9 protein-coding genes are annotated in these 12250 nt (G+C 65.6%); 7 read left to right on the forward strand and 2 right to left on the reverse strand.

Features of this window, described 5'->3' with window-relative positions:
* Nucleotide 1 precedes the first annotated feature (1 nt).
* From polA to DIE06_RS01980, 3 genes are all read left to right on the forward strand, one after another.
* Complete coding sequence (gene polA / locus DIE06_RS01965; protein ID WP_124659915.1) at nucleotides 2–2755, forward strand: DNA polymerase I; 2754 nt, start codon at nucleotides 2–4, stop codon at nucleotides 2753–2755.
* A gap of 280 nt (nucleotides 2756–3035) precedes the next feature.
* The gene (locus DIE06_RS01970; protein ID WP_124659916.1) at nucleotides 3036–4370 is read left to right on the forward strand and encodes an NAD(P)/FAD-dependent oxidoreductase; all 1335 of its coding nucleotides are present in this window, start codon (nucleotides 3036–3038) and stop codon (nucleotides 4368–4370) included.
* A 420-nt stretch (nucleotides 4371–4790) separates the two neighbouring features.
* Nucleotides 4791–5666, forward strand: a complete 876-nt coding sequence (locus DIE06_RS01980; protein ID WP_124659918.1) for a dienelactone hydrolase family protein — start codon at nucleotides 4791–4793, stop codon at nucleotides 5664–5666.
* A gap of 49 nt (nucleotides 5667–5715) precedes the next feature.
* On the opposite strand, the gene DIE06_RS01985 is transcribed toward DIE06_RS01980, so the two are convergent.
* Entirely contained in the window at nucleotides 5716–6585 is an 870-nt protein-coding gene (locus tag DIE06_RS01985) for a sulfurtransferase (RefSeq protein WP_124659919.1), read from the reverse strand.
* A gap of 117 nt (nucleotides 6586–6702) precedes the next feature.
* On the reverse strand, nucleotides 6703–7809 hold the full coding sequence (locus tag DIE06_RS01990; RefSeq protein ID WP_124659920.1) for an aromatic ring-hydroxylating dioxygenase subunit alpha: 1107 nt from the start codon (nucleotides 7807–7809) through the stop codon (nucleotides 6703–6705).
* Between the two features lie 271 nt (nucleotides 7810–8080).
* Here DIE06_RS01990 and DIE06_RS01995 point away from each other — a divergent pair, with 271 nt between their 5' ends.
* From DIE06_RS01995 to folE2, 4 genes are all read left to right on the forward strand, one after another.
* Nucleotides 8081–8374 carry an exodeoxyribonuclease VII small subunit gene (locus DIE06_RS01995; protein WP_124611825.1) on the forward strand — a complete coding sequence of 98 codons (294 nt, stop codon included), beginning with the start codon at nucleotides 8081–8083 and terminating at the stop codon, nucleotides 8372–8374.
* The gene (locus tag DIE06_RS02000; protein WP_124611824.1) at nucleotides 8371–9255 is read left to right on the forward strand and encodes a polyprenyl synthetase family protein; all 885 of its coding nucleotides are present in this window, start codon (nucleotides 8371–8373) and stop codon (nucleotides 9253–9255) included. The genes DIE06_RS01995 and DIE06_RS02000 overlap by 4 nt, the downstream gene beginning before the upstream one ends.
* An 81-nt stretch (nucleotides 9256–9336) precedes the next feature.
* Nucleotides 9337–11241, forward strand: coding sequence for a 1-deoxy-D-xylulose-5-phosphate synthase (gene dxs / locus DIE06_RS02005; protein WP_124659921.1), 1905 nt, complete (start codon nucleotides 9337–9339; stop codon nucleotides 11239–11241).
* Nucleotides 11242–11400: 159 nt separating this feature from the next.
* Nucleotides 11401–12210 (forward strand): GTP cyclohydrolase FolE2, encoded by an 810-nt coding sequence (folE2, locus tag DIE06_RS02010; protein ID WP_124495558.1) that lies wholly within the window; start codon nucleotides 11401–11403, stop codon nucleotides 12208–12210.
* Nucleotides 12211–12250: the final 40 nt, after the last annotated feature.

Raw genomic sequence — 12250 nt, forward strand, 5'->3', positions numbered from 1 at the left:
AATGCCTGAAGAACGAAATCTGGAAGGTAAGACCCTGCTATTGGTTGACGGTTCGAGCTATCTGTATCGGGCTTACCATGCGATGCCTGATTTGCGTGGCCCTGGCGGGGAGCCGACCGGAGCGCTCTACGGAATCATCAACATGCTGCGCCGTATGCGCAAGGAAGTCAGTGCAGAGTATAGCGCTTGCGTGTTCGATGCAAAGGGCAAGACGTTCCGCGACGACCTTTATGCCGACTATAAGGCAAACCGCCCGTCCATGCCGCCCGATCTTGCGCTGCAGGTCGAGCCGATTCACGGCGCGGTGCGCGCGCTCGGCTGGCCGCTGCTGATGGTCGAGGGCGTCGAGGCCGACGACGTGATCGGTACGCTCGCGCGCGAAGCCGAGCAGCACGGCATGAAGGTGATCGTGTCGACCGGCGACAAGGACCTCGCGCAGCTCGTCACCAATCACGTCACGCTCGTCAACACGATGACCAACGAGACGCTCGATCGCGACGGCGTGATCGCGAAATTCGGCGTGCCGCCGGAACGGATCATCGACTACCTCGCGCTGATCGGCGACACCGTCGACAACGTGCCGGGCGTCGAGAAGTGCGGGCCGAAGACGGCCGTGAAGTGGCTTGCGCAATACGACAGCCTCGACGGCGTGATCGAACACGCAGGCGAGATCAAGGGCGTGGTCGGCGACAACCTGCGCCGCGCGCTCGACTTCCTGCCGCTCGGCCGCAAGCTCGTGACCGTCGATACCGCTTGCGATCTCGCACCGCATCTCGAATCGATCGAAGCGTCGCTGAAGAGCGACGGCGAAGCACGCGACCTGCTGCGCGACATCTTCGCGCGCTACGGATTCAAGACGTGGCTGCGCGAAGTCGACAGCGCGCCCGCCGAAAACGGCGGCGCCGATGCGCCGGAAGGCGAGCCGGCACAAGTGGTCGCGGCGGACGTCGTCCGCGAATACGACACGATCCAGACCTGGGAACAGTTCGACGCATGGTTCGCGAAGATCGATGCGGCCGCACTGACCGCGTTCGACACGGAAACCACGTCGCTCGATCCGATGACCGCGCGGCTCGTCGGCCTGTCGTTCTCGGTCGAGCCGGGCAAGGCCGCGTATCTTCCGGTCGCGCATCGCGGCCCCGACCTGCCCGAGCAACTGCCGATCGCCGACGTGCTCGCGCGCCTGAAGCCGTGGCTCGAATCGGCCGATCGCAAGAAGGTGGGGCAGCACCTGAAGTACGACGCGCAGGTGCTCGCGAACTACGATATCGCGCTGAACGGCATCGAGCACGACACGCTGCTCGAATCGTACGTGCTCGAATCGCACCGCACCCACGACATGGACAGCCTCGCGCTGCGCCATCTGGGCGTCAAGACGATCAAGTATGAAGACGTGGCCGGCAAGGGCGCCAAGCAGATCGGCTTCGATGAAGTGGCGCTCGAGCAGGCCGCCGCGTACGCGGCCGAAGATGCGGACATCACGCTGCAGCTTCATCAGGTGCTGTATCCGCAGGTCGCGCGCGAGCCGGGCCTCGAGCGCGTGTACCGCGAGATCGAGATGCCGGTATCGCTCGTGCTGCGCAAGATGGAGCGCACCGGCGTGCTGATCGACGACGCACGCCTGCAGGCGCAAAGCAGCGAGATCGCGACGCGGCTCATCGAGCTCGAAGGGCAGGCGTACGAACTGGCGGGCGGCGAGTTCAATCTCGGCTCGCCGAAGCAGATCGGGCAGATCTTCTTCGAGAAGCTGCAGTTGCCCGTCGTGAAGAAGACGCCGAGCGGCGCACCGTCGACCGACGAGGAAGTGTTGCAGAAGCTGGCCGAGGACTACCCGCTGCCGAAGCTGCTGCTCGAGCATCGCGGGCTGTCGAAGCTGAAGTCGACCTACACCGACAAGCTGCCGCGCATGGTGAATCCCGCAACGGGCCGCGTGCACACGAACTATGCGCAGGCGGTCGCGGTCACGGGCCGACTCGCGTCGAACGACCCCAATCTTCAGAACATTCCGGTGCGCACGGCCGAAGGCCGGCGGATCCGCGAGGCGTTCATCGCATCGCCGGGTCACCGCATCGTGTCGGCCGACTATTCGCAGATCGAACTGCGGATCATGGCGCACATTTCCGGCGACGCGTCGCTGCTGCGCGCGTTCTCGCAGGGCGAGGACATCCACCGTGCAACCGCCGCCGAAGTGTTCGGCGTGACGCCGCTGGAGGTCAACTCCGACCAGCGCCGGATCGCGAAGGTGATCAACTTCGGGCTCATCTACGGGATGAGCGCGTTCGGCCTTGCGTCGAACCTCGGCATCACGCGCGATGCGGCGAAGCTGTATATCGACCGTTATTTCGCGCGCTACCCGGGCGTTGCGCGGTATATGGAAGACACGCGCGCGGTGGCGAAGGAGAAGGGCTTCGTTGAAACCGTTTTCGGCCGCCGCCTGTGGCTGCCGGAGATCAACGGCGGCAACGGCCCGCGCCGTCAGGCCGCTGAGCGCGCGGCCATCAATGCACCGATGCAGGGCACGGCGGCCGACCTGATCAAGCTGTCGATGATCGCGGTGGACGACTGGCTCACGCGCGACCAACTCGCGTCGCGGATGATCATGCAGGTGCACGACGAACTGGTGCTCGAGGTGCCCGACGACGAACTGTCGCTCGTCCGCGAGAAACTGCCGGAAATGATGTGCGGCGTGGCGAAGCTGAAGGTGCCGCTGGTCGCTGAAGTGGGCGCCGGCGCGAACTGGGAAGAGGCACACTGACGCACCCCCGTGCGATTCCCGTTTCCCGCGGCATATTGTTGCGGGGATGCTGAATATCGAGATGGTTTGCTTGTGGTCAACGCGCAAGCTCCCGGACAATGCAAGTCAGTCGGGTCATTGTCGCGGGGGCGGCGCGCCCCGCGTTCCGGGATCGGACGCATCGAAGTGTTTCGAACTGCACATCGATGATGTCCGAACCGGTTAATCCAACGGACGGCGCGAACGCATCGCGTCTGCATCGTGCGGCGGCAGAAGTTTCGAATCGCAAAGGGGGAATCGGATGCATCGGATCATCATCGTAGGCGGCGGCGCGGGCGGCCTGGAATTGGCGACGCGGCTCGGCGACCGTTACGGCGCGCGCGGCAATCGTCCCGCGCGTGCGCTTGTCACGCTCGTCGACCGCAATCCGACCCATATCTGGAAGCCATTGCTGCACGAGGTCGCGGCCGGCAGCATGGACCCGTTCACGCAGGAACTCGAATACGCGGCGCAGGCACGCTGGCATGGCTTCGAGTTTCAGCAGGGCGAACTGACCGCGCTCGACCGCGCGGCGAAGCGCATCACGCTGTCGCCCGTCAACGACAGCGACGGCGCGGAACTGCTGCCGGCGCGCGACCTGGAATACGACACGCTGGTGATCGCGATCGGCAGCACGACGCACTTCTTCGGTGTGCAGGGCGCGGCCGAAAACGCGATCGCGCTCGATACGGTCGGCGAGGCCGAGCGCTTCCGCAAGCGCTTGATCGCCGCGTGCATGCGCGCCGAGCACCAGGCGCCGGCGCAGCCCGCGCCGGGGGCGGCGGCCGAGCCGCGCATCCAGGTCGTGATCGTCGGCGGCGGCGCGACGGGCGTCGAGTTGTCCGCCGAGCTGCGCAACACCGCGCAGGTGCTGTCCGTCTACGGGTTGCACAAGCTTGATCCGCAGCACGACGTCGGCATCGTGCTGATCGAATCGGGGCCGCGGATTCTGCCGGCACTGCAGGAGCGCGTGTCGACCGCGACGGCCGAGCTGCTCGAAAAGCTCGGCGTGCGATTGATGCTTGCCGAGCGCGTGACCGAGGTCGCGCCGGGCTTCGTGCACACCGCGAGCGGCAAGGCGGTGCGTGCGGATCTCACGGTCTGGGCGGCCGGCATCAAGGCGCCGTCCGTGCTGTCGAATCTCGACGGCCTGCAGGTCAACAAGCTCGGCCAGCTCGACGTGCGCCGCACGCTGCAGACCTTCACCGACGACGACGTATTCGCGCTCGGCGATTGCGCGGCCTGCGTATGGCCCGGCAACGAGCGCAACGTGCCGCCGCGCGCGCAGGCGGCGCACCAGCAGGCGAGCTTCCTGCTGAAGGCGATCGGCTGCCGGCTCGACGGGCGTTCGCTGCCCGAGTTCACGTATCGTGATCTCGGTTCGCTGGTGTCGCTCGGTCACTTCAGCGCGGTCGGCAACCTGATGGGCGGGCTGATCGGCGGCAACATGCTGATCGAAGGGCTGTTCGCGCGCTTCATGTACATGTCGCTGTACCGGCTGCACATCGCTGCGCTGCACGGCTATCCGCGCATGATGCTCGATACGGTCGCGCACTGGCTGCGCCGCACGACGCTGCCGCGCGTCAAGCTGCACTGACCGCACGTTCGTGCATCGGACGGGCAGGGAATCCGCATCGGGCGGGTTTCCTGCCCGTTGTCGTTTCGGATGCCGGTCGACCGCGGATTGGCCCACCGGGCCTGTTTATTGCGCGTCCTTGCGTGACAATTCGCAAACCTTCGGTCGCGCGATGGCGCGCGCCGCATGCAGGCCGCGGATGGGCCTGCCGGGCCGGTCCGCTGTCATCGATACCGCTATGGATGCCACTGGATTACATCGTCGTAATCGAGTCTTACACTTCCGACAGTTGACGCGACAACGGATTATTGGGCATCGTGTGCGGGTTTCCGCTTGCGGCGGGGTGCCAACCGCCGCGACATCCGCGCCGTCCGCCAGCGTGATGCCCCGTCAGGTCGAATCCTTGGTCGTGACGGCGGCGCCCAATCGAGGAGTGCATTCATGTTGAAACCCGAAGTCGACAGCCTGGTTCCCCACGTTCCGTTTTCGCGCCGCAAGTTCATGCAGGCCGCGCTGGGCGGCACTTTCGCTGCGGCCGTGCTGCCCGTGTCGGCGCAGACGGTCACGACCGATAGCGCAGGGCTGGACGCCGACACCATCGAGATCCGCTCGGGCGACGCGAGTATCCCCGCGTATCGCGCGCGGCCGGTCGACAAGACGAACCTGCCGGTCGTCATCGTGATCCACGAGATCTTCGGCGTGCATGCGCATATCGCCGACGTCTGCCGTCGCTTCGCGAAGCTCGGCTATCTCGCGATTGCCCCCGACCTGTTCGCGCGGCAAGGCAATGCGTCGAAGTATCCGACGATCAAGGAGCTTGACGAGCACATCGTCAGCAAGGTGCCCGACCGCCAGGTTACCGAGGATCTCGACGCGACCGTCGCATGGGCCGGCAAGAACGGCGGCGATCTGTCGCGCCTCGGCGTGACGGGATTCTGCTGGGGCGGCCGTCAGGCGTGGCTGTATGCGGAGCACAATCCGCACGTGCGCGCGGCCGTGGCGTGGTATGGGTTCGTCGAGGGCAAGACCGACGAGATGACGCCGTTCAACCCGGTCGATCATGCGTCGTTGCTGAAGGTGCCCGTGCTCGGGCTGTACGGCGAGAAGGACACGAACATCCCGCAGGCGTCGCTCGCGGACATGCGCAAGGCCATCCAGACGAGCGATTCGAAGCTCGCGCGCCAATCGGAGATCGTCGTGTATCCGGATGCCGGTCACGCGTTCTTCGCCGACTATCGGCCGAGTTACGTGAAGGGCGATGCCGAGGACGGCTGGAAGCGCGCGATCGAGTGGTTCCGCAAGTACGGCGTGATGTGAACGACAAGGCGGCAGATGCCGGCGCCTTGTCGTCGCATCGCGCCGGTGCTTACGGGTTCGGGCCGGTCGCGATCGGTCGCGACGGATCGGCGCTCCATTCGCTCCACGAGCCCGGATACAGCGATGCGCCGTGCAGCCCCGCGATCTCGAGTGCGAGCGCGTTGTGGCATGCAGTCACGCCGGATCCGCATTGCAGGATCACGCTGTTCGGTTCGGTGCCGGCCAGCAGCGTGGTGAACGTCTCGCGCAGCTCGTGGCCGGTCTTGAAGCGGCCATCGGCGGCCAGGTTGTCCTTGAAGAACCGGTTGCGTGCGCCGGGAATGTGGCCACCGACACGATCGATCGTTTCGTTTTCGCCGCGATAGCGATCCGGTGCGCGCGCATCGATCACGACGCGCTGCGCCGAGGTCACGTTCGCGAGCACGGCCGCCGCGTCGACGGTCGATTCGAGCGGGGCTGCCGCGCGGAAGTCGCCGGCGGCCGGGTGCGGCACGTCGGTGGTCAGCGGCTGGCCGGCCGCTTCCCATGCCTGCAGGCCGCCGTCGAGCACCGCGACGGAATCGTGCCCGAGCCAGCGCAGCAGCCACCACAGGCGTGCCGCATACGCGCCGCCATGTGCGTCATAGGCGACGACCTGCTGACCCTGCTTGACGCCGCGGCTGGCGATCAGCGTGGCGAGTGCATCGCGGGTCGGCAGCGGATGGCGGCCGTTGGTGCCGGTCTTGCGGCCGGACAGGTCGCGGTCGAGATGGAGATGCTGCGCGCCCGCGATATGGCCGGCCGCATAGGCGGCTTCGCCTGCGCCCGGATCGACGAGATCGAAGCGGCAGTCGAACACGGCGACGCTGCCCGGCGCCGCAGCCAGGCGCTCGGCGAGGTTGGCTGCGGAGATGAGCGTGGTGTAGTGGGTATGTGGCATGACGGCTCCCTGGAGTGCAAACGGCCTGATACTCCAAGTCTAAACAAAAAAAGACGGGCCGAAACCCGTCTTTTCATATGCCGAATGCCGTGCGGCGCCGACGCGCCGCGCGCATGATCAGAGATCGCCGAGGTGGCGGCGCAGGAACTCGTGGAAGTGCTGCATGCCGTCTTCCATCGGGCTCTGGTACGGGCCGACCTGCGATTCGCCGCGCGCCATCAGTGCGTGGCGGCCTGCGTCCATGCGGATCGCGATTTCGTCGTCCTCGACGGCCGTCTCCATATAGGCGGCGCGCTCGGCCTCGACGAACTCGCGCTCGAACAGCGCGATTTCCTCGGGGTAATAGAACTCGACGATGTTGGTCGTCTTCTGCGGGCCGCGCGGAATCAGCCACGACACGACGAGCACGTGCGGATACCACTCGATCATCAGGCCCGGGTAGTAGACCATCCAGATCGCGCCGAACTCCGGCGGCACGCCGTTGCGGAACTTGAGCACCTGCTCGTGCCACGTCTTGTAGGTCGCGCTGCCCGGTTTCGCGAGGGCGTTGTGCACGCCGACCGTCTGCACGCTGTACCAGTCGCCGAACTCCCATTTGAGATCGTCGCACGACACGAAGCTGCCGAGGCCCGGGTGGAACGGGACGACGTGATAATCCTCGAGGTAGACCTCGATGAACGTCTTCCAGTTGTAATCGCACTCGTGCACTTCGACATGATCGAAGTGATAGTCGGAGAAGTCGAAGTGATGCTTCGTGCCGAGGTTCGCGAGATCGCGCGCGACGTTGCGGCCTTCGGCCTCGAACAGCAGCCCCTGCCAGTTCTGCAGCGGGCTCTTGCCGAGGTTCAGGCACGGCTTGTCGGGGAAATGCGGCGCGCCGAGCAACTGGCCTTCCAGATCGTACGTCCAGCGGTGCAGCGGGCACACGATGTTCTGCGTGTGGCCGCGCCCGTTCAGCATGATCGCCTGCCGGTGACGGCACACGTTCGACAGCAGTTCGATCTGGTTCGCCGGGTTGCGGACCAGCACGCGGCCTTCCTGCTCGGACGGCAGCGCAAAATAATCCCCCGCCTCGGGCACCATCAACTCGTGCCCGACGTAACGAGGTCCTTTGTTGAAGAGGGTTTCGATCTCGCGCTCAAGCAGCGCCTCATCGAAATATGCAGTGACTGGAAGCTGGCTGTGAGCCGACTTCAACTGAAGCGCATCGCTCAGATTGGACATTCCCACTCCCGGTGTTAGCGTGAAAGCAGTGAACAACCCAACCATCGAAAAATCGATTTAGGGAAACGGGGAATTATACCCGGTTCGCCTCGCAAGGCTAGGATTAAGTGCCTGATTTGTGTCAATTTTTTGTCGGGCGACGATCGAGTGACGCACAATGTGTGTCGAAGAAGGGGCCCGAATGCGTGCCCGGGTGCCCAAGTCGGCAGGTCGGAAAATTCTCTTTTGCCGTAGAATGTCCGACTTGTTTTGAAATTTGACACCCTCGTCCATGGCGAAAACCGCATCCCCAGGCGCCACCCCGCCCGGCAATGGCACCGAACCGTTGCCGGACAACTATGAAACGGCGCTCGCGGAACTCGAGACGCTGGTTGCCCGGATGGAAGGCGGCACGTTGAGCCTCGAGGATTCGCTCGCTGCGTATCGCCGCGGTGCGACCCTCGTTGCGTTTTGCCAACAGCAGCTCGAGAAAGTGGAGCAGCAGGTTCGCGTGCTCGACGGCGCGACGCTGAAGCCGCTTTCGTCCGGAACGGCCGCCACGGACGGCGAAGACGACGATCTATGACATTCGAACAATGGATGCGGTCCGTGCTCGACCGTGTCGAGGACGCACTCGGCCACTATCTGCCGGCTGAAAACGTGGTGCCCACGCAACTCCACGAAGCGATGCGCTACGCGGTCCTCGGCGGCGGCAAACGCGTTCGCCCGCTGCTGTGCCATGCAGCAGGCGAACTGACCGGCGCGACCGAAGCGGCGCGCAACGCGGCGGCGGCGGCGCTGGAGATGATCCACGTCTACTCGCTCGTGCATGACGACATGCCGTGCATGGACGACGACGCGTTGCGACGCGGCAAGCCGACCGTGCACGTGCAGTACGACGAGCCGACGGCGCTGCTGGTCGGCGATGCGCTGCAGTCGCAGGCCTTCGTCGCGCTGACCGACGCTGCCGCGCTGTCGCCGGTGCAGCAGGCCGCGCTCGTGCGCGAGCTGGCGCTGGCGAGTGGCTCGATCGGCATGGCCGGCGGGCAGGCGATCGACCTGGCGAGCGTCGGCCTCAAGCTGACGCGCGAGCAGCTCGAGACGATGCACCGGATGAAGACGGGCGCGCTGTTGCGCGCGGCCGTGCGGATGGGCGCGCTGGCGGGCGACACGCCGTCGGCGGAAGCGATGGCCGCGCTCGACGTTTATGCGGGAGCGGTGGGTCTGGCCTTCCAGGTCGTCGACGACATTCTCGACGTCACGACCGATTCGGCGACGCTCGGCAAGACGGCCGGCAAGGATGCGGCGAACGACAAGCCGACCTACGTATCGATCCTCGGCCTCGACGCGTCGCGCGAGCTCGCAGCCCAGCTGCGCGCCGAAGCGCACGATGCGCTGAAACCGTTCGGCGCCCGCGCACAGCGTCTCGCCGAACTTGCCGACCTGGTAGTGAACCGGGTCAGCTGACGCGAAAGCCCGCCGCCGCGCACACGCTACGGTGCGTGCAAAAGAATGCGGGCGCGTTTGATTTCCTACAATGGAACGACGATGTACGACTTGCTGAAAACCATCGACGACCCGGCGGATCTGCGCCGCCTCGATCGTCGCCAACTCCAACCGCTCGCGGATGAACTGCGCGCGTTCGTGCTCGACAGCGTGTCGAAGACGGGCGGCCATCTGTCGTCCAACCTCGGGACGGTCGAGCTGACGATCGCGTTGCACTACGTGTTCAACACGCCGAACGACCGGATTGTCTGGGACGTGGGTCACCAGACCTACCCGCACAAGATCCTGACGGGCCGCCGCGACCAGATGCATTCGCTGCGCCAGTACGACGGCATCTCGGGTTTCCCGCGCCGCAGCGAGTCCGAATACGACACGTTCGGCACCGCGCATTCGAGCACGTCGATTTCGGCGGCGCTCGGGATGGCGATCGGCAGCCAGCTGAACGGCGACGACCGCTTCTCGATCGCGGTGATCGGCGACGGCGCGATGACGGCCGGCATGGCGTTCGAGGCGATGAACAACGCGGGCGTGTCGGAGGATGCAAAGCTGCTCGTGATCCTCAACGACAACGACATGTCGATTTCGCCGCCGGTCGGCGCGCTGAACCGCCATCTCGCCCGCCTGATGTCGGGCCGCTTCTACGCGGCCGCGCGTGCCGGCGTCGAGCGCGTGCTGAGCGTGGCGCCGCCGGTGCTCGAACTCGCGCGCAAGCTCGAGGAGCACGCGAAGGGCATGGTCGTGCCGGCCACGCTGTTCGAGGAGTTCGGCTTCAACTACATCGGCCCGATCGACGGTCACGATCTCGATTCGCTGATCCCGACGCTGCAGAACATCCGCGAGCTGCGCGGTCCGCAATTCCTGCACGTGGTGACGAAGAAAGGCCAGGGCTACAAGCTCGCCGAAGCCGATCCCGTGCTCTATCACGGCCCCGGCAAGTTCAATCCGGCAGAAGGCATCAAGCCGTCGGCCACGCCCGCGAAGAAAACGTACACGCAGGTGTTCGGCGAATGGCTGTGCGATGAAGCCGAGCGCGATACGCGCGTCGTCGGCATCACGCCCGCGATGCGCGAAGGCTCGGGCATGGTCGAGTTCGAGAAGCGCTTCAAGGATCGCTACTACGACGTCGGCATCGCCGAACAGCACGCGGTGACGTTCGCGGGCGGTCTCGCGACCGAAGGGCTGAAGCCCGTCGTCGCGATCTATTCGACGTTCCTGCAGCGTGCATACGACCAGCTGATCCACGACGTCGCGCTGCAGAACCTGCCGGTCGTGTTCGCGATCGACCGCGCGGGCCTCGTCGGCGCGGACGGTGCGACGCACGCGGGTGCATACGATCTCGCGTTCATGCGCTGCATCCCGAACATGACGATCATGGCCGCGTCCGACGAAAACGAGTGCCGCCAGATGCTGCACACGGCGCTTCAGCAGCCGAACCCGACCGCGGTGCGCTATCCGCGCGGCGCGGGCACGGGTGTGGCGACGGTGAAGGAACTCACCGGGATCCCGCTCGGCAAGGGCGAAGTGCGTCGCCGTACATCGCAGCCGGAAGGCAAGCGCGTCGCAATCCTCGCGTTCGGCACGATGGTCGCGCCGTCGCTGGCGGCGGGCGAGGAGCTCGACGCCACGGTCGCGAACATGCGCTTCGTGAAGCCGGTCGATGCGGCGCTCGTGCGTGAACTCGCCGAGACGCACGACTACCTCGTCACGGTCGAGGAAGGCTGCGTGATGGGTGGCGCGGGCTCGGCCTGCGTCGAAGCCCTGATGGAGAGTGGGGTTATCCGACCCGTAATACAATTGGGCCTCCCTGACCAGTTCATCGATCACGGCGATCCCGCGAAGCTGCTGTCGCAATGCGGCCTCGACGGCGCGGGCATCGCGAAATCGATTCGCGAACGCTTCCTGAACCCGGCGGCCGATGTCGCCGGTCAGGCGAAGCGCGTCGCGTAAGCTGGCGCCGCCTGCGGGCGGCGTCGGTGCGACTGTCGCAACCGGTCTACATTGATTTGATGCGGAAAACATGGGCCTGCGGGCCCATGTTGCTTTTCCGGCTGCCGCATGACGCGGCGTGCGCGTCGTCGGACGCGCGGCTTACAAGGATTGAACAAGATGAACCAGATGAATCCCGCCTTCGTGATGCCCGACGTGCAGAGCACGGTGGATACCCGCCAGATTCCGATCCAGCGCGTGGGCGTGAAGGCGGTCCGGCATCCGTTGACGGTGCGTACCGAAAGCGGCGACGTGCAGCCGACCGTCGGCGTCTGGAATCTCGACGTGCGCCTGCCCGCCGATCAGAAGGGCACGCACATGTCGCGCTTCGTCGCGCTGCTCGAAGAGAATCGCGCGCCGCTGACGGTCGAGCGCTTCCGCGCGATGCTCGCGTCGATGCTCGAGAAGCTGGAAGCCGAGGCCGGCCGCATCGAGGTCACGTTCCCGTACTTCGTGAACAAGACGGCGCCGGTGTCGGGCGTGCAGAGCCTGCTCGATTATGAAGTGACGCTCGCCGGCGAAAGCCGCAACGGCGAGGCGCGCCTGTTTCTGAAGGTGCTCGTGCCGGTGACGAGCCTGTGCCCATGCTCGAAGAAGATCTCGCAGTACGGCGCGCACAACCAGCGCTCGCACGTGACGATCGACGCCGAGCTCGCGGCCGACCTGCCGGTCGAGGCGCTGATCCGCATCGCGGAAGAAGAGGCGTCGTGCGAGCTGTGGGGCTTGCTGAAGCGTCCGGACGAGAAGTTCGTCACGGAGCGTGCGTACGAAAATCCGAAGTTCGTCGAGGATCTGGTGCGCGACGTCGCGCAGCGTCTCGATGCGGACGAGCGCGTGGTCGCCTATGTGCTCGAAGCCGAGAACTTCGAGTCGATCCACAATCACAGCGCGTACGCGCTGATCGAGCGCGACAAGCGACACGCCGCGTAACGCTGCGTTCTTGCCGCTGCAGCGAACAAAGGCCGCTCGA

Source organism: Burkholderia sp. Bp8998 (assembly GCF_003854235.1).
Lineage (GTDB): Bacteria > Pseudomonadota > Gammaproteobacteria > Burkholderiales > Burkholderiaceae > Burkholderia.

Coding starts and splice junctions, on each gene's coding strand:
- DIE06_RS01990 (WP_124659920.1), bottom strand. CDS start 7,809: ATGTCCAATCTGAGCGATGCGCTTCAGTTGAAGTCGGCTCACAGCCAG.
- folE2 (WP_124495558.1), top strand. CDS start 11,401: ATGAACCAGATGAATCCCGCCTTCGTGATGCCCGACGTGCAGAGCACG.
- DIE06_RS01985 (WP_124659919.1), bottom strand. CDS start 6,585: ATGCCACATACCCACTACACCACGCTCATCTCCGCAGCCAACCTCGCC.
- polA (WP_124659915.1), top strand. CDS start 2: ATGCCTGAAGAACGAAATCTGGAAGGTAAGACCCTGCTATTGGTTGAC.
- DIE06_RS01970 (WP_124659916.1), top strand. CDS start 3,036: ATGCATCGGATCATCATCGTAGGCGGCGGCGCGGGCGGCCTGGAATTG.
- DIE06_RS02000 (WP_124611824.1), top strand. CDS start 8,371: ATGACATTCGAACAATGGATGCGGTCCGTGCTCGACCGTGTCGAGGAC.
- DIE06_RS01980 (WP_124659918.1), top strand. CDS start 4,791: ATGTTGAAACCCGAAGTCGACAGCCTGGTTCCCCACGTTCCGTTTTCG.
- dxs (WP_124659921.1), top strand. CDS start 9,337: ATGTACGACTTGCTGAAAACCATCGACGACCCGGCGGATCTGCGCCGC.
- DIE06_RS01995 (WP_124611825.1), top strand. CDS start 8,081: ATGGCGAAAACCGCATCCCCAGGCGCCACCCCGCCCGGCAATGGCACC.